The sequence below is a fragment of the Streptomyces sp. IMTB 2501 genome, from assembly GCF_001953885.1.
Taxonomy (GTDB): domain Bacteria; phylum Actinomycetota; class Actinomycetes; order Streptomycetales; family Streptomycetaceae; genus Streptomyces.
The window spans coordinates 63056-81086 of the sequence record NZ_MQUS01000009.1 but is presented as its reverse complement, the minus strand read 5'-3'; the positions used below and the strand labels follow the sequence as shown (position 1 = coordinate 81086).

The 18031-nt window shown below is 69.5% G+C and carries 11 protein-coding genes; 3 read left to right on the top strand and 8 right to left on the bottom strand.

Annotated features, from left to right (window positions below; translation table 11 throughout):
* The first annotated feature begins 153 nt into the window (after window positions 1-153).
* Window positions 154-1527 carry an alpha-amylase family protein gene (locus AV521_RS17400; protein ID WP_179023172.1) on the top strand — a complete coding sequence of 458 codons (1374 nt, stop codon included), beginning with the start codon at window positions 154-156 and terminating at the stop codon, window positions 1525-1527.
* A 10-nt stretch (window positions 1528-1537) separates the two neighbouring features.
* On the opposite strand, the gene AV521_RS17395 is transcribed toward AV521_RS17400, so the two are convergent.
* Window positions 1538-3607: a carbohydrate-binding module family 20 domain-containing protein gene (locus AV521_RS17395; RefSeq protein WP_076089360.1), complete on the bottom strand. Its 2070-nt coding sequence runs from the start codon at window positions 3605-3607 to the stop codon at window positions 1538-1540.
* 197 nt (window positions 3608-3804) lie between these two features.
* On the opposite strand from AV521_RS17395, the gene pulA reads away from it, so the two are divergent.
* A complete protein-coding gene (pulA, locus tag AV521_RS17390) occupies window positions 3805-9180 on the top strand; it encodes a pullulanase-type alpha-1,6-glucosidase (protein WP_076089358.1) in 5376 nt (1791 codons plus the stop codon).
* A gap of 6 nt (window positions 9181-9186) precedes the next feature.
* Here the strand turns inward: pulA and AV521_RS17385 are convergent, their stop codons facing one another.
* The 4 genes from AV521_RS17385 to AV521_RS17370 form a co-directional block, all read right to left on the bottom strand.
* A complete protein-coding gene (locus AV521_RS17385; protein WP_107480939.1) occupies window positions 9187-9876 on the bottom strand; it encodes a TetR/AcrR family transcriptional regulator in 690 nt (229 codons plus the stop codon).
* A 36-nt stretch (window positions 9877-9912) separates the two neighbouring features.
* Window positions 9913-10935: a PDR/VanB family oxidoreductase gene (locus AV521_RS17380; RefSeq protein WP_076089354.1), complete on the bottom strand. Its 1023-nt coding sequence runs from the start codon at window positions 10933-10935 to the stop codon at window positions 9913-9915.
* Window positions 10935-11813 carry a metal-dependent hydrolase gene (locus tag AV521_RS17375; protein ID WP_076089352.1) on the bottom strand — a complete coding sequence of 293 codons (879 nt, stop codon included), beginning with the start codon at window positions 11811-11813 and terminating at the stop codon, window positions 10935-10937. The genes AV521_RS17380 and AV521_RS17375 overlap by 1 nt, the downstream gene beginning before the upstream one ends.
* A 76-nt stretch (window positions 11814-11889) precedes the next feature.
* Window positions 11890-13809: a hypothetical protein gene (locus AV521_RS17370; protein ID WP_076089350.1), complete on the bottom strand. Its 1920-nt coding sequence runs from the start codon at window positions 13807-13809 to the stop codon at window positions 11890-11892.
* A gap of 143 nt (window positions 13810-13952) precedes the next feature.
* Here AV521_RS17370 and AV521_RS17365 point away from each other — a divergent pair, with 143 nt between their 5' ends.
* Window positions 13953-14354, top strand: coding sequence for a hypothetical protein (locus AV521_RS17365; RefSeq protein WP_179023170.1), 402 nt, complete (start codon window positions 13953-13955; stop codon window positions 14352-14354).
* A 70-nt stretch (window positions 14355-14424) separates the two neighbouring features.
* Here AV521_RS17365 and AV521_RS17360 read toward each other — a convergent pair whose 3' ends face one another.
* From AV521_RS17360 to AV521_RS17350, 3 genes are all read right to left on the bottom strand, one after another.
* Entirely contained in the window at window positions 14425-15954 is a 1530-nt protein-coding gene (locus tag AV521_RS17360; RefSeq protein WP_076089346.1) for a DUF1996 domain-containing protein, read from the bottom strand.
* Window positions 15955-16109: 155 nt separating this feature from the next.
* Window positions 16110-16763, bottom strand: coding sequence for a response regulator transcription factor (locus tag AV521_RS17355; protein WP_076089344.1), 654 nt, complete (start codon window positions 16761-16763; stop codon window positions 16110-16112).
* Complete coding sequence (locus AV521_RS17350; RefSeq protein WP_076089342.1) at window positions 16748-18022, bottom strand: sensor histidine kinase; 1275 nt, start codon at window positions 18020-18022, stop codon at window positions 16748-16750. Before AV521_RS17350 ends, AV521_RS17355 begins: the two co-directional genes overlap by 16 nt.
* Window positions 18023-18031 lie beyond the last annotated feature (9 nt).

Below are 18031 nucleotides of genomic sequence, written 5' to 3'. Positions count from 1 at the left end.
CCCGTCGAGAAGTTTTTGCATCAACTTCACAACGGCCCGCTGCCTTTCAGGGCAGCGGGCCTTTAACATCTGCGTCACCGCAAGTTTGCTGAAAGATTGCAGCAAGCGTCTTCAGCGGGCTCCCCAAGCCTTCAACGTCGAAGGAACCCCCACATGGCACGCAGAACCCTCTCCGGGGCGGTCGCCCTCACGGCGGCCGCCCTTGTCATGACCCCATCCACCGCCGATGCCTCTCCGCCCGGCACCAAGGACGTCACCGCCGTCCTCTTCGAGTGGAATTACGCCTCGGTGGCCCGTGAGTGCACCAGCACCCTCGGCCCGGCCGGCTACGGCTATGTCCAGGTCTCCCCGCCCGCCGAGCACATACAGGGCTCGCAGTGGTGGACCTCGTACCAGCCGGTGTCGTACAAGATCGCGGGCCGGCTGGGTGACCGTACCGCCTTCAAGAACATGATCGACACCTGTCACGCGGCCGGTCTGAAGGTCGTCGTCGACACCGTCATCAACCACATGTCGGCGGGCAGCGGCACCGGAACCGGCGGCTCGACGTATACGAAGTACAACTACCCGGGCCTGTACTCGTACGCCGACCTCGACGACTGCACCTCGCCGGTCACCAACTACCAGGACCGCTGGAACGTCCAGCACTGCGAACTCGTCGGCCTGGCCGACCTGGACACCGGCGAGGAGTACGTCCGCAAGACGATCGCCGGCTATATGAACGACCTGCTCTCCCTGGGCGCCGACGGCTTCCGCATCGACGCGGCCAAGCACATCCCGGCGGAGGACCTGGCGAACATCAAGTCCCGCCTGACGAATCCTTCCGCCTACTGGAAGCAGGAGGTCATCTACGGCGCGAACGAGGCCGTCCAGCCCTCCGAGTACACCGGCAACGGAGACGTCCAGGAGTTCCGCTACGCCTTCGACCTCAAGCGCGTCTTCAACTCCGAGAAGCTGGCGTACCTGAACAACTTCGGCGAGGGCTGGGGCTACCTCGGCAGCTCCGTGGCCGGCGTGTTCGTCGACAACCACGACACCGAGCGCAACGGCAGCACCCTCAACTACAAGGACGGCGCCAACTACACCCTGGCGAATGTCTTCATGCTCGCCTGGCCGTACGGCGCCCCCGACATCAACTCCGGCTACGAATGGTCCGACGCGGACGCCGGCCCGCCCAACAACGGCCAGGTCAACGCCTGCTGGCAGGACGGCTGGAAGTGCCAGCACGCCTGGCCGGAGATCAAGTCCATGGTCGCGTTCCGCAATGCGACGACGGGCCAGGCCGTCTCCGGCTGGTGGGACGACGGCAACAACGCGATCGGGTTCGGGCGGGGGAGCAAGGGCTACGTGGCGATCAACCACGAGGCCGGCAGCCTCGACAGGACCTTCCAGACGTCCCTGCCCGCCGGGACCTACTGCAACGTCCAGAACAACACGACGGTGACGGTGAACTCCAGTGGGCAGTTCACCGCCACCTTGGGCTCGAACACGGCGCTCGCGATCTACGCCGGGAAGTCGAGCTGCTGAGCCGGGAGCACTACTTCCAGGTGTCGCTCGTCGTGTAGCCCGACGAACTGCCCGTCGTGTACGAGCGGTTCGTCCCGGACTCCCAGGTCACGTTCCCGGAGCCGTCCTTCTTCAGATACTTGTACGTGAAGGACGTGCTCTTGGGGACGATGACCAGCCTGCTCCAGTTCGGGTACGAAGCCGAGGAGAGCGGGATGGCGTCGGCCGTGTTCCAGGAGCCCAGGGACGGGACGGAGCCCGTGACGTAGACGTTGGTGCCCCAGTCGGTCGTCGCGTTCTCGTTGAAGGTGACGTCGGTGGCGTCCGCGTCCGCCACGTTCCAGGAGTTGTTCAGGGACAGGGCCGATGTGGTGGTGGCCGTTGATCTGTTGGCGTTCGACTCCCACGTCACATTGCCCGAGCTGTCCTTCTTGATGAACTTGTAGGTGAACGACGTGTTCACCGGCACGCTCACCTCACCCGACCAGATCGGGTAGCCGGACGAGGACAGCTGGATCGCCTTCGACGTGTCCCAGCCGCCCAGAGCCGCGATGGACCCGACCACGTACACGTTGGTGCCGGACGTGGTCGACGCGTACTCGTTGAAGGTTGCGTTCACCGTGTCGCCCGAGCCGCCGCCCGCGTCGGAGCAGCCGACCGTGCAGGTGTAGGACGAGTTGTAGAAGGCGACCGCGCTCTTCGCCGGGACGGTGATCGACGCGCTGCCGCCCGACACGGTCACCGTCGTCCTGCCGCCGTCGATGACGTTCGCGTACGTGCCGTCGGCCATGCCCGTCGTGAACGTGTAGGTCGCGCTGCTCGTGCCGTTGTTCAGCGCGAAGAAGCCCTTGCCGCTGCGGCCGAAGCCGATCACGCTGGACGACATGGTCTGCCAGTCGGAGACCGCGGCGGTGTCGGTCGCGTTGTGCCAGGCCACCATGCCGACCACGGCCGTGTCGCGGTCCAGGCAGTACCAGGCGCCGCCGGCGCAGTCCGTGTTGGTGACGAAGCCCGAGGAGTTCGGCGGGGCCTGGTCGCTCTGCGTCCATTCCCAGCTGGCGTACACCGTGGGTGTGGACCACTTGTAGGCGAGCTGGAAGAGGTTGGCGAGCTTGTAGGTGTCGCCGTCCTTGTACGACATGTCCGTGCCGTTGCGCTCGGTGTCGTGGTTGGTCACGAAGGACACCGAGTCGGCGGCGGGGAGGATGCCGGACGACGACAGCGAGGCCAGATCACTCACGTTCCCCTGGAACGCCGACTTCATCTTGCCGGCGTAGCTGAAGTCCAGGACGTCACCGGTGCCGTAGTAGTCGCTCGGCTGGGGGGTCGCGCCGGGGTAGATCTCCTGGAAGACGTACGGCGCCGAGCCTGCCGTGGTGTTCGTCAGCTTGCCCTCGATCGCCGCGATGTCGGTCTCGGGGATGTGCTTGGCCGCGTCGATCCGGAAGCCGTCCACACCCAGCGCCAGCTGGGAGTTGAGGTAGTTCGCGAGGCCGGCGCGGACGGTGTCCGACTCGGTCTTGAGGTCGGGCAGGCCGAGCAGTTCGCAGTTCTGGACCTGGGTCAGGTTCGAGTAGTCCTGGATGGTCAGGTCCGAGGTCGGGCACTCGCTGGAGTCGTGATAGTCGGTCCGGCTCCAGTCGGGGGTGGAGTACTTGCTGGTGATCGTCGTGCCGTCGTAGCCCGTGCCGGTCTGCGCGGCGGTGTGGTTGATCACCGCGTCCGTGTAGACCTTCACGCCCGCCTTGTGGCACGCGGTGATCATGGCGCTGAACTTCGCCTGGCTGCCGAAGCGGCTGTTCAGGCTGTACGAGTACGGCTGGTAGACGTCCCACCAGTAGTACGACGACTGCTTCAGAGACTCCTCCGGCGGTGCCACCTGGACCGCGCCGTATCCGGCCGGTCCGAGGACGCTGGTGCACTCGGCGGCGACCGAGTCCCAGTTCCACTCCCAGAGGTTGGCGATCACATCGCCCTTGGCGGTGGTGTCCGCCTGTGCGGCCGGAGCGGGAAGCGCGATGGCTCCGGCCAGTGCGAGGGCGCCTGCGGCCGCGGCGGTCGCGGTGCGGCGGAGGACACCCGGGGGTCGGTGTCTGCTCATGTGCGGCTCCGAAAGAGAGGTTGCAGAATGATCGGATTTCAACAACCGGTGAGCGTGCGGCAGTTGAGAAGGGCACGTCAAGGTTGACGTTGAAACTTCTTGCTATGAGTTTCAAGACTCTTGCTGTAAAGCTTTCGTTGGGGATACGGTCACGCGGGGTCGGACCCAAGAGAGCCGCATTCGCTAGGAGTTACCGCGTGATACGCAGAGCGAGACGGGCCGCGGCCGTCACCGCCGCAGCCCTCGCCGCCGCACTGATCCAGCCACTGGCGGCACACGCCGCACCCGCGCCGCCCGCGCCCCCCTCGGACGCGGCCCTCGCAGCCCAGCCCACCCGGCACGACGACACCCGCGAGCAGTTCTACTTCGTCATGCCGGACCGTTTCGCCAACGGGGACACCGGCAATGACAAGGGCGGCCTCACCGGCTCCCGCCTCTCCACCGGCTACGACCCCACCGACAAGGGCTTCTACCAGGGCGGCGACCTCAAGGGCCTGACGAATCGGCTCGACTACATCAAGGGGCTGGGGACCACCGCCATCTGGATGGCCCCGATCTTCAAGAACAAGCCCGTGCAGGGTACGGGCGCCAACGCGTCCGCCGGCTATCACGGCTACTGGATCACCGACTTCACTCAGGTCGACCCGCACTTCGGGACGAACCAGGACCTCAAGACCCTCATCTCCAAGGCCCACGCCAAGGGCATGAAGGTCTTCTTCGACGTCATCACCAACCACACAGCGGACCTGGTCAACTACGAGGAGAAGTCCTCCGGCTACCTCTCCAAGGGCGCCTTCCCCTACCTGACCAAGGACGGCAGGCCCTTCGACGACGCCGACTACGCCGACGGCGGCAGGAAGTTCCCGGCCGTCTCCCGCGCCTCCTTCCCCTACACCCCGGTGGTCACCAGCGACAGCAAGGTCCCGGCCTGGCTCAACGACCCGACGATGTACCACAACCGGGGCGACTCGACGTTCGCCGGTGAGTCCACCACCTACGGCGACTTCTCCGGCCTGGACGACCTGTGGACCGAGCGTCCCGAGGTCGTCCACGGCATGGAACAGATCTACGAGCGCTGGGTGAAGGACTTCGCCATCGACGGCTTCCGGATCGACACCGTCAAGCACGTCGACCTGCCGTTCTGGACGCAGTGGGCGACCGCGCTCGACACCTACGCCGCCCAGCACGGCCGTAAGAACTTCTTCATGTTCGGCGAGGTCTACTCCGCCGACACCTCCATCACCTCCCCGTACGTCACCCAGGGCCGCCTCGACGCCACCCTCGACTTCCCGTTCCAGGACGCGGCCCGCGCCTATGCCTCCCAGGGCGGCAGCGCCCAGCGGCTCGCGAGCGTCTTCGGCGACGACTGGAAGTACACGACCGACAAGGCCAACGCGTACGAGCAGGTCACGTTCCTCGGCAACCACGACATGGGCCGGATCGGGTACTTCCTGCAGCAGGACAACCCGAGGGCGACGGACGCCGAGATCCTGCGGAAGGACAAGCTCGCCAACGAGCTGATGTTCCTCAGCCGGGGCAACCCGGTCGTCTACTACGGCGACGAGCAGGGCTTCACCGGCTCCGGCGGCGACAAGGACGCCCGCCAGACCATGTTCGCCTCCAAGGTCCCCGACTACCTCAAAGACGACGAGATCGGCACCGACCGCACCCACGCCAGCGACTCCTACGACACCGGCGCCCCGTTGTACCGGGACATCGCCGGCCTCTCCAGGCTCCGCAAGGCCGACCCGGCCCTGACCGACGGTGTCCAGACCGAGCGGTACGCGGCCGACGGCGCCGGGATCTACGCGTTCACCCGCACCGACGCCAAGACCGGGCAGGAGTACGTCGTCGCCCTCAACAACGCCGGCACGGCGAGGACGGCGACCTTCGCGACCGGCTCCGCCGACATGGCGTACCGGGGCGTCTACGGCGCCACGGACGCGGTGAAGACCGACGCCGACCGCAAGGTCACCGTCACCGTCCCGGCCGAATCCGCCGTCGTCTACAAGGCGGCCGGCGCCCTCGCCCCGCCCGCCGCCGAGCCGGCGATCACCCTGAAGGCCCCGGCCGCCGGAGCCACCGGCACGGTCGAGCTCACCGCCGCCGACGGGGGCGGACAGCTCGACCGGGTCGTCTTCGCCGCGCAGGTCGGCAACGCCAAGTGGCAGGTGCTCGGCACCGCCGACCACGCCCCCTACAAGGTCACCCAGACCCTCGGCAAGGCCGTGCCCGCCGGGACCGCCCTGCGCTACAAGGCCGTCGTCGTCGACTCGGCCGGGCACACCGCGAGCGCCGTGGCGAGCAGCACCAGTGGCACCCCGCCCGCGCCCGAGGTCCCCACGGCCTCCTCCCGGGACTACGCGGTCGTCCACTACAAGCGCACCGACGGCGACTACGACAACTGGGGCCTGTACGCCTGGGGCGACCTCGCCGACGGCGAGGCGACCACCTGGCCGGCCGGCCATCCCTTCGTCGGCCGGGACGCCTGGGGTGCCTTCGCGTACGTCAAGCTCAAGCCGGGTGCCTCGAACGTCGGTTTCCTGGTCGTCGACAAGAACGGCACCAAGGACGTCTCCGCCGACCGGAGCATCGACGTCACCAGGACGGGGGAGGTCTGGGTCGAGCAGGGGAAGCCGGACGTACTGACGGAGAAGCCCGCCTATCCCGCGCAGGACACGGCCAAGGCGGTCATCCACTACCACCGCGCCGACGGGAACTACGACGGCTGGGGCCTGCACGTCTGGACGGGTGCCGCGAACCCCACCGACTGGTCGAAGCCGCTGCGGCCGGTGAAGACTGATGCGTATGGCGCGGTCTTCGAGGTGCCGCTCACCGCGGGTGCCACCAGTCTCAGCTACATCGTCCACAAGGGCGACGACAAGGATCTGCCGGCCGACCAGTCCCTGGACCTCAAGGCCGACGGCTACGAGGTGTGGCTGTTGAACGGGCAGGAGAAGCATCTGCTGCCCCAGCCGGCGGGCAGCGCGGCCGCCCTCGATCTGAGCACCTCCAAGGCGGTCTGGATCGACCGGAACACCCTCGCCTGGAACGGTGTGGACGGCGCCGCCTCCACTCAGCTGCTCTCCTCCCCGGGCGGCTCGATCACCGTCAAGGACGGGACGCTGACCAGCGACGACGAGCGCTGGATCCGGCTGGAGAAGACCACCCTCACCGATGCCCAGAAGGCGAGGTTCCCGTATCTGAAGGACTACGCGGCCTGGTCCGTGGACCCGCGCGACCGGGACCGGGTGCGCGACGCGCTGACGGGCCAGCTGGTCGCTTCCCAGCGGGCCGCGAACGGCGCCGTCCTGGCCGCGACCGGGGTTCAGATCGCAGGGGTGCTTGACGACCTCTACCCCGGTGCCACGAAGGCCGCGCTCGGGCCGGTCTTCCGTGACGGCAAGCCGACCCTCTCGGTGTGGGCGCCCACGGCACAGAGCGTCTCACTGGAGCTGGACGGCTCTGTCAAGACCATGCACCGCGACGACACCACGGGTGTCTGGTCCGTCACCGGACCCGCGTCCTGGAAGGGCAAGCCCTACCGGTACGTCGTGAAGGTCTGGGCGCCCAGCGTCCGCAAGCTGGTCGTCAACAAGGTCACCGACCCCTACTCGGTCGCCCTCGCCGCCGACTCCGAGCGCAGTCTCGTCGTCGACCTGGACGACAGGTCCCTTGCCCCGAGCGGCTGGTCGGGCCTGCACAAGCCCCGGGCCGTACCGCTGAAGGACGCGCAGATCCAGGAGCTGCACATCCGGGACTTCTCGGTCGCCGACCAGACCGTCCCGGCTGATCACCAGGGCACCTACCTGGCCTTCACCGACAAGAACAGCGACGGGTCCAGGCACCTGCGCGCGCTGGCCAAGGCCGGCACGTCGTATGTGCATCTGCTGCCCGCCTTCGACTTCGCCACCGTCCCCGAGAAGAAGGCCGACCAGGCGAAGCCCGACTGCGGCCTGGCCTCCTACCCGGCCGACTCCGACCAGCAGCAGGCGTGCGTGGCGAAGACCGCCGCGAAGGACGCCTACAACTGGGGCTACGACCCGTACCACTACACGGTCCCCGAGGGCTCGTACGCCACCGACCCGGACGGCACCGCCCGTACGGTCCAGTTCCGCAGGATGGTCCAGTCCCTCAACCAGGACGGCCTGCGGGTCGTCATGGACGTCGTCTACAACCACACCGCCGCGAGCGGCCAGGCGGACACCTCCGTGCTCGACAAGGTCGTGCCCGGCTACTACCAGCGGCTCCTCGCCGACGGAAGCGTGGCCAACAGCACCTGCTGTGCCAACACCGCGCCCGAGAACGCCATGATGGGCAAGCTGGTCGTGGACTCGATCGTCACCTGGGCGAAGGAGTACAAGGTCGACGGGTTCCGCTTCGACCTCATGGGCCATCACCCGAAGGCCAACATCCTGGCGGTCAGGAAGGCGCTGGACGCGCTGACCGCCGCCAAGGACGGTGTCGACGGCAAGAAGATCATCCTGTACGGCGAGGGCTGGAACTTCGGCGAGGTCGCGAACGACGCCCGGTTCGTGCAGGCCACGCAGGCGAACATGGCCGGCACCGGCATCGCCACCTTCTCCGACCGGGCCCGGGACGCGGTGCGCGGCGGCAGTCCCTTCGACTCCGACCCCGGCGTCCAGGGTTTCGCCTCCGGTCTCTACACCGACCCCAACTCCTCGTCTGCCAACGGCACTTCGGCCGAGCAGAAGGCCCGGCTGCTGCACTACCAGGACCTGATCAAGGTCGGTCTGAGCGGCAATCTGAAGTCATTCACCTTCACCGACACCGACGGCAAGGAGGCCAAGGGCTCCGAGATCGACTACAACGGCTCGCCCGCCGGTTACGCGGACGCGCCCGGCGACGCCGTCGCCTATGCGGACGCGCACGACAACGAGTCGCTGTTCGACGCGCTGGCCTACAAGCTGCCCGCGAGGACCAGCGCGGCCGACCGGGCCCGGATGCAGGTCCTGGCGATGGCCACGGCCGGGCTCTCGCAGGGGCCGGCCCTGTCCCAGGCGGGCACCGACCTGCTGCGCTCGAAGTCGCTGGACCGCAACTCCTTCGACAGCGGTGACTGGTTCAACGCCATCCACTGGAACTGCGCCGACGGCAACGGCTTCGGACGTGGGCTGCCGATGGCGGCCGACAACCAGTCCAAGTGGCCGTTCGCCAAGCCGCTGCTGAGCACGGTCAAGGTGGGCTGCGACCAGATCACCGGCGCCTCGGCCGCCTACCAGGACCTGCTGAGGATCCGTACGACGGAGAAGGCGTTCTCGCTCTCGACGGCCGCGCAGGTGCGGGACGAGCTGTCCTTCCCGCTCTCGGGAAAGGGTGAGACGCCTGGTGTGATCACCATGCGGCTCGGTGACCTGGTCGTCGTCTTCAACGCGACACCGGAGCGGCAGGAGCAGAAGATCGGCAGCCTGGCCGGGACCCCGTACCGGCTGCATCCGGTGCAGGCCGCAGGCGCCGACCCGGTGGTGAGGACCGCCGCATACGCCTCCGACTCCGGCACGTTCACCGTCCCGGCGCGGACCGTGGCGGTGTTCAAGAAGTCCGACCGGTAACCGTCCCTAGAAACCCAGGGAGATGAGCCGGCCGACGAGGTCCGCCAAGTGGCCGTCGGCCGGCTCGTCCTTGACCATCTTCTTCAGCAGGCCCGCCATGTCCTCGTCGTAGGCGGCGCTGACGGCGGCCAGCGCGGCGAAGTCGTGCACCAGCTGGATCTCCAGCTCCCTGCGCGGAATACGCCTGCCGTCCAGCCAGATCAGCGCCGTGGACTCGGCGAGGGAGATCCAGGAGCGCACGACCAGTTCCAGGCGCGGGGGGACCGCGGTGATGTCGAGGTGCGCCAGCATGTGCTCGTAGGCGGCCTGGCGCACGGAGTCGATGAGGGCGTTGGTCGCGGAGGAGCCCACGGCCGGTCCGCCGCGCATCAGCGCCGAGAAACCGGGGCCGTGCTCCTCCACGAAGTCGAAGTAGCGGCGCATCACGCGCAGCAGCCGGGCGCCGAGCGGGCCCTGGCGCGGCTCGGCGAAGCGGTCCGCGAGATCCTGCGCGGCACGCTTCAACGCGGCTTCGTACAGGCTGAGTTTGCCGGGGAAGTAGTGGTACACCAGCGGGCGTGAGATGCCTGCCGCCGTCGCTATCTCATCGATGGAGACCTCGTCGGGCGAGCGCTGGCTGAACAGGTCGAGAGCGACGCCGATCAGCTGCTGCCGCCGCTCCTCGACGCCCATCCTGCGGCGAACCTCGGTACTCATGCGAACACCTTACCGATCGGTTCCGGCCGCAGGTGTTCACATGTCGAGCGCCAAACGATCGCTCCGGGACCGCGACACACAGATCAGCATCGAGTCGGCGCGCTCCTCGTCCGTCAGCAGCTCGTCCCGGTGGTCGATCTCCCCTTCCAGCACCCGCTGTTGACAGGTCCCGCAGAACCCCTGCTCACAGGAGTAGGCGGTGTCCGGCAGTTCCCGGCGTACGGCGGCCAGCACGGTGGAGTCGGCCGGTACGGTCAAGGTCCGCCCGCTGCGCCGGAGTTCGACCTCGAACTCCGTGTTGCCCTCGGACGACGTACGGGGCGTGAAGCGTTCGAGACGGACGTCCGGGAAGCGTGCCGTGGCGGCCGCCATGAGCCCCTCGGGACCGCAGGCGTAGACGGTGGCCCCTTCGCTCACCTCCAGCGCGTCGAGGTCCGGCCGCCCCTCCACGACGGTCACCTGGTCGCGGCCCAGCTTCTCGACCTCCTCCAGGAAGGGCATCGAGGCCCTGTCGCGCCCCGCGTACAGCAGCCGCCACTCGGCGTTCTCCGGGAGTGCCCGCAGCATCGGCAGCAGTGGGGTGATCCCGATCCCGCCGGCGACGAAGACGTACGACTCGGCCTCGACCAGCGGAAAACGGTTCCGGGGCCCCCGCACCTCCAGTTCCATGCCCTCCGTCACCTGCTCGTGGACCTCGCGCGAGCCGCCCCGCCCGTTCTCGACCAGCCGGGTCGCGACGGTGTACGAGGAGGTGTCCTCGGGGTCACCGCACAGCGAGTACTGCCGGACGAGCCCCGACGGCAGGACGAGGTCGAGATGCGCGCCGGGCTCCCAGCGGGGCAGGTCCGGCCCTTCGAGACGGAGCTGAACGACCCCGTCGGCCACGGTCTCGTGCGAGGTCACCAGCAGCCGCAGCGCCCGCGAGCGCGGACGGCCCGAAATGGGCTCCTCCAGCGCGGGCATCGGCCACAGCGGCGAGACCTGGATACGGCGGCGCAGGGCCTGCCGGGTCAGCAGGGCGGCGCCCGCGAGGAGCGCGACAGTACGCAGCCTGGGCATCAGGCGGCCCTCTTCTCCGCCGCCGTGGCCGCGGGGGAGGAGGCCAGATAGGCGACGGCCTGCTCGGTGTCGCCCTCCTGCGAGGGGTGGTAACCGCGGCTCAGATAGCGGGGGATGGACCGGACCATGTCCCCGGTGCCGGGGAGCAGACCGCGCCTGCCGCGGACGTAGAAGTCCTTGAAGCTCGCCCTGCCGTCGATGAGGGTCGGGTCGTTCTCCATGAAGAAGCGCGCCCCGCGCTGCCACAGGAACACCAGCGCCGAGAAGGCCGTCGCCCAGGTCCGTACCCGTCGGCTGTAGCTGCCGTCGACGTGCGTGAACAGCTCGAAGGCGACGGAGCGGTGCTCGACCTCCTCCGCGCCGTGCCAGCGCAGCAGGTCCAGCATGGTCGGGTCGGCGCCGCGCCGGTCGAGTTCCTCGGCGTTGAGCACCCAGTTGCCGAGGAACGCGGTGTAGTGCTCGATCGCGGCGATGAGCGCGACCCGCTCCATCAGCCACCACCGGCGCGGCCGGCCCGGCGGCAGTGTCCGGTCACCGAGCAGCTTCTCGAAGAACCAGTCGACCTGCGCGGTGTACGGCGTCGGGTCGAGGCCCTGCTCGCGCAGGTGTGGCAGCACCTCGTCATGGGCCTGGGAGTGCATCGCCTCCTGGCCGATGAACCCGATGACGTCCTCGCGGAGCCGTTCGTCGCGTATGTACGGCAGCACCTGCTTGTACACGTGCACGAACCATCGCTCACCGGCGGGCAGCAGCAGGTGCAGCACGTTGATGGTGTGCGTGGTGAACGGATCCCCCGGCACCCAGTGCAGCGGCGTGCCGTCCCAGGAGAAGGACACCTTGCGTGCCTTGAGCGGCACCCGGGCCTGCGTGTTAGACATGGCGTCAATGTACTGGCGGGTAGGCCTGCTGAGAACCCCCGTGGCAGAGCTTGTTTACACGGATGTCAGCAACGTCCTACTGCAACCCGTTGATCGCCTGACCGTTCTCCAGTGTGCCCTTCAGCGTGGCCCGGGCCCCCTGCTTGGCCCGGGCAACCAGGAACTGGCCCTGTCCGGCGGCGGTGACCCCGCCCCCCGCATGGATCGACGCCGTGTCCTTGTCGCCCGCCGCCAGCAGGTACCAGTGCCCGGACGCGGACTTCCACTTCACGCCGGCGAGCACATGGGGATCACGCGGCCCGCAGGACAGCGCATCCGTGCCCTTGGCGACCACCGCCGCCGACCGTCCGCCCGGCGTGCGGAACTGGGCGAGCGCGCCCGTACCGTCGCCGCGCCAGGTCTCGGCCCTGGTGCACATCCACTCGGCCGCCCCGCTGCCGTCGGGCAGCGGCTGGTCGGCGTACGACCAGGCGTTGACGCTGCGCACCCCGACCGAGCGCTCCGCCGCCAGCGAGCAGGCGAACGGTGCCCAGGCGGCGCGCCCTGCGGCGTCGGACACCTCGCCGGGTGAGCCGGGCCTGCCGACGGTGAGGTGGGCGGGCACCAGCTCGCCCAGGTCGGTGGTGACAGCGGTGCCGGAGGCGTCGGTCAGCTGGAGCACCGTCCAGGAGGTGCAGTTGCCGGGGCGCAGCGCGGGGCTGGCCAGCGGTGCCGTGACACCGTTGGTGACCTTCAGCGAGGTTGCGGACGAGTCCGGCTTCATCAGGTTCCGGGAGGCCGCCTTCTGCACCCAGGGCGCGGTCAGATACTGCACGTTGCCGTCGGAACGGCCCAGCACCAGCGCGCTCGCCTCGGCGCCGGTCGCGCCGTCGGCACGGGCGAAGTCGAGGGCCGCGCCCTGGGTGCCGTCGACCGGCTCGGCGTACCGGGCGATGCGCAGACCGTCGTAGAACACGACCACGCGGGCGTTGTCCACCTGGCCCGCGTACAGCAGCTGGGGCGGGCCGGCCGGGCCGCCGGGCTCGGTGCCGACCGTCGCCGAGACATGGACCGTCGCGCCGGGGCGGGCCCATACGGCGAGGGCGCGGCGCAGCAGCCCGGAGTCTCCGGTGAGCTGGCCGCGCGCGGGCCACACCGAGAAGTCGGTGCGGGCGGCGGACTCCCAGGCGGTGGGGGTGACCCGGATCAGCCGGGCCGGGTCGAGGGCGGCCTCGGCGGCCGGGTTCCCGGCGTAGACGGGCGCGGCGGCGCCGTCGGGGCCCCAGCCGTCGCCGGGCAGGGAGATCAGCGCCCCGCACACCGCGAGCGCCGCGGCGGCGGCGAGCGCGGCCTTGGAGTGCTGGCGGCGGCGCATCAGATCCGTGGGCCGGGCCTGCAGTAGACAGGGGTCGAACTCGGCGGAGGCCAGCAGCGCGGGCTGGGTGGGCACGCCGTTGGCCTGCGCCAGCGCGCCGCCCGGGTCGTCGACCCCGGCGGCCGTCAGCAGGTCCCGGATCTCGGCGTCCGACAGCTGCTCCAGGCCGCGCAGCACATAGGCGGCGCGGGCCGGGCCGGACAGGGCGGACAGCCGCTGGTCCAGGGCGAGTTCGTCGGCGCCGCCGGAGCGCGGGAACAGCTTGAGGCCCCACACCTGGGGCAGCAGCGGCGGCAGCTGGGAGAGCCGGGGCAGGCCCTTGCGGGGCCGGGCCGCCTCCAGGGCCGTGGTCAGGACGCGCTCGCGCAGGAAGGCGTACCCGGGGTCGCCGTCCTCGCCCGAGGCCTGCGCCGGGATCACGGGCTGCTGCCCCCGGCCGCTGGGCAGGGAGCGCTGGGCGAGGGAGTGCGCGGTCAGCACCCGGCGGCTGCGGCCGAGTCCGGGTGGCAGCACCAGGTAGGCGATCCGGACCAGCCGTGGATAGTGCTCGACGAGCGCGGCCTCGGCCTGCTCGACGTCGACCGGTCCGGGCTGTCCGGCGGAGGCGGGGGCGTGACGCTGGGCTACATCCTGTGACTGCACGTCCGGGAAAACGAGCGAGCCGGACGTTGGTCACCCCGGACGGGTGATTCCGCCCTTTCGGCCGTCACCTTTGAGCAGGCGGTGGCCGGGAGCCGTATCCGAAGGAGCTGAGGCATGCTGGGCCCACAGGACCGGAGGAACAGATGAGGGTGACACGACTGCTGCCGGCCACCGCGGCCGTACTGGCGCTGGCGGGCTGCGGTGCGGGTGGAGAGACCAAGGCGGTCCCGGCCACCGCGACCGGCAGCCTGGAGAGCCTGGCCGCCGAGGTGAAGTGCCGGCCGAACATGCAGACCGACGCCGATGAACTCCGGCAGGCCATCTGCACGAACAGCGACGGCAGGTTCATCCTCGCCACCTTCGCCACCGACCGCGGCCAGCGCGAGTGGATCAACGATGCGAAGGACTACGGCGGTTACTACCTCGTCGGCCGCAAGTGGGTCGCGGTCGGCGACGACGGCGTCGTCAAGGCGCTGCGCGGCACGCTGGGCGGGGACGTGGAGATGGGTACCAATCACTCCTCCCATTCCATGCACGGCGGCTGAAACACACGGAAAGGCCGGTGACGGGAGGGGGGTCCGTCACCGGCCTCGTCTCGTGGCCCGCGTCAGGTGATCAGGCGCACCTGCGACCGCTGTTGATGCAGTTCGCGATCTTGTTGGCCAGACCGCCGGTCGTGACGCTGATGAAGTCGTCGTGATCGGTGATCGGCTTGTGCAGCTCCTCCGGGAAGCCGTCCACCGCGTAGGCGTTCTTCACCGTGCCGTCCGCCTGGACGACGGGCTGCGGCACGTTGTACACGAGGCGCATCGTCAGCTGCGGGATCGCCTTGAAGCCGTTCGGGCAGACCCCGCTCGCGGGGTCGGCGAAGGCCACGTGCGTGCGGTGGTTGGCGCTGTCGATGTTCACGCCGTCCCAGCAGCTCTGGAAGGCGAACGAGCGCACCACCTGGCTGCCCTGCGGACAGATCGGGTACTTGTCCGTCAGCTGCACCTTGTTCTCGAAGCCGGTGCAGCTCCAGTGCGCGTTGGCGTTGCCCGGGCCGTTGACGAAGGCCTTGGCGTCACCGGTGATGATCCGCAGGAACTGCGGCATCGCGACGACCTTGCTCGCCGGGCTGCCGACGTACTTGATCTGCGCCTGCTGGGCGACCAGGATCTTGCCGACGTTGAGGTCCTTGCCACCGCCGTCCGCGTTCGCGTCCTTCTCCTGGGTGCCGTCCTGCTCGCGGATGACCGGCCAGTAGTACGCCGACAGGTCGTTGCGGTTCTGGCAGCTGGTGCCGCCCTGCAGGAACGTCTGGTTGCTGGAGAACGCGTTGACCTTCTGGTTGCCGACGTAGTCGTGCACGTGGTGGGCACCGTTGGTCACACCGGGGGCGACGATCACGTTGTCGCTGTTGTGGTTCTGGTTCGCGTTCACGCCGCAGCGCGTGATGAACGTGCCGGTCGAGGCGTTCTGCTGATTCTGCGGCTTGCCCTGGACGTTCGGGGCGACCTTCGTGATGTCCACGAAGTCCGCCGCGGCCGGGCCGTCACCGCCCTGGCCACCGTTGTTGCCCTGCTGCTGGCCACCCTGCTGCTGACCGCCGTTGTTCTGCTGCTGTCCGCCGTTGTTCTGCTGTTGACCACCGTTGTTCTGCTGCTGCCCCCCGGCGGTGGTCTGGTTGGCGGTCTGGGTCGTACAGGCGGCGAGCTGGGACAGCCAGCCGTTGACCGACCCGCCGACCCGCTGGATGTCGATGCGAATCCGGTCGATCGTCGCGGCCCGCTTGTCCTTGAGAGGGCCGACGATCGCGTTCTGCACGAAGCTCGGGTCCTTGGACTGCGCGTCCCGGGTGGAGGCGAGCCGGGTGTAGGCCTCGGTGATCTGCTTGTCGAGGTTGGCCAGCTCGGTCGCCACGCCCTGGCGGGCCCGCCAGGGCACGTTGGTCAGCTTCTGCTGGACGTCCGGGCATGAGATCGTCGCGACCTGCGCCGTCGCGGCCTTCGTCTGGTTGCCTCCCCACGTCTGGTTGTTCGACTCGTGCGCGGAGGCATAGAAGTTCGCCCAGATCAGCCCGCCCCCACCGAGCGCTAGGGCCGCCGATGCGGCTATGGCCTTGGTGGCCAGCGGCGTACGGCGTTTTCGTGTGTTGCGTCCCATGGAACTCCTCTGACTTCCTTGCGAGCGGGGCAGCATCGGGGCGCCCGACAGGAGTGAAGCGGCGCCCTTCCATACGGACACCGCCTCAGAGTTGTTCACCGGTCTCACAAATTACTCGCAGAAACAGGGGAGTTGGCAGGTCACGCCGATTCCGGTCACCGGTCCCGGTCGAGGTGGGCGAGGACCGCCAGGACACGCCGGTTGTCGTCGTCCGACACCTCCAGGCCCAGCTTGGCGAAGATGTTGGAGGTGTGCTTGGCGATGGCCCGCTCCGTCACCACCAGCTGGGCCGCGATGCCCGCGTTCGACCGGCCCTGCGCCATCAGCTCCAGTACCTCCAGCTCGCGCGGGGTCAGGCCCGCGAGCGGCCGGTCGTCGGCCGCGCGCCGGGCAAGCAGCTGCTGGATGACCTGCGGGTCCATCGCCGTACCACCGGCCGCGACCCGCCGTACGGCGTCGATGAACTGCTCGGCGTCGAAGACCCGGTCCTTCAGCAGATAGCCGATCCCGCCGGTGCCGTCCGCGAGCAGCTCGCGCGCGTACAGCTGCTCCACGTGCTGGGAGAGCACCAGCACCGGCAGCCCCGGCCGCGCCTTGCGGGCCGCGAGCGCGCACTGCAGGCCCTCGTCGGTGTGCGTGGGCGGTAGCCGCACGTCGACCACGGCCACGTCCGGCTCCGACTCGGCCAGTGCCCGGGTGAGTTCGGGGCCGGACTCGACGGCGGCGGCGATCTCGAAGCCGAAGGCCTGAAGCATCCGGACCAGCCCGTCGCGCAGCAGGAAGAGGTCTTCGGCTAGGACAACGCGCACGGGATCTCCATCGTCACCAGGGTGGGACCGCCGGTGGGGCTGCTGACGGCCAGGACGCCGTCGAATGTACCGAGCCGGCGCTCGACCCCGGCGAGCCCCGACCCGGCGCCGATCGCCGCGCCGCCCTTGCCGTTGTCGGTGACCGTGATCCGCAGCCGCCCGTCGGTGTGGTGCACGTCGACCCAGATCCGGTCGGCGCCGGAGTGCTTGACGGCGTTGGTGAGCACCTCGCTGACCGCGAAGTAGGCCGCCGACTCGACCGGCGCGTCCGCGCGGCCCGCCAGCTCCACGCTCACCTCGGCCGGCAGCGGCAGCCGCAGTGCCAGCGCCCGTACGGCGTCGCCAAGCCCCCGTTCGGCGAGGACCGGCGGATGGATGCCGCGCACCAGGTCGCGCAGCTCCTCCAGGGCCTCGGCGGAGTTCCGGCGGGCCTGGGCGAGCAGCCGCTTGGCCTGCGCCGGGTCGTGTTCCACCAGCATCTCGATGGTGCCCAGGTCCATGCCCATGGCGACCAGCCGGGCCTGCGCCCCGTCGTGCAGGTCCCGCTCGATGCGGCGCAGTTCGGCGGCGGAGGTGTCCACGGCGTCCCGCCGGGTCTCGGTCAGCACCCGGACCCGCTCGGCGAGTTCCGCGTCGCCGCCGAGCACGGCGCGGGTGAGCTGGAAGTGCGTGGTCAGCAGCCGCGGGGTGAGGCGCCGGCCGGCGGCCAGGATCACGGCGCCGAGCGCGGCCGCGCCGAAGGCGCTCGCCTGGCCGGTCACCGGCACGAAGGCGTACCAGTAGGTGTCGTGCGGACCGTGCACGTACGCCCGCCACAGCCCGGCTGCCAGCAGGAACCCCTCGACCGGGAAGAACACCAGCACGGCGGGCAGCAGCGCGGTGACGAAGCCCGCGGTCATGTCCGCCGGCAGCCAGAGCAGGTCCCGCCGCACCTGCGGGTCCCGGAGCAGGGCGACCGTGCGCGTCCACGGGCCGGCGGTCTTCGGGAGCGGCTGGTACACCGCCGGTATCCGGATCCCGCACCACTCCGCCGCGAGCCTCCTGCGGGCGTCCGCGAGAGCCCGTACACCAGTGAGGACCGCCGGAGTGGTGACGAGCCCGATGCCGAGCGGGACGAGCGCGACGGAGACGAGGGTCAGGACGAGAAACGCCACACCGCACGGCAGCACCACGAGTGCCAGCACCAGTCCCCGCACGGCGGCCAGCAGCGTCTCCCCGGCCAGGGTGCGGAAGCCGTCTCTCTTCGTGTCGATGTTCATGCGGCCAGT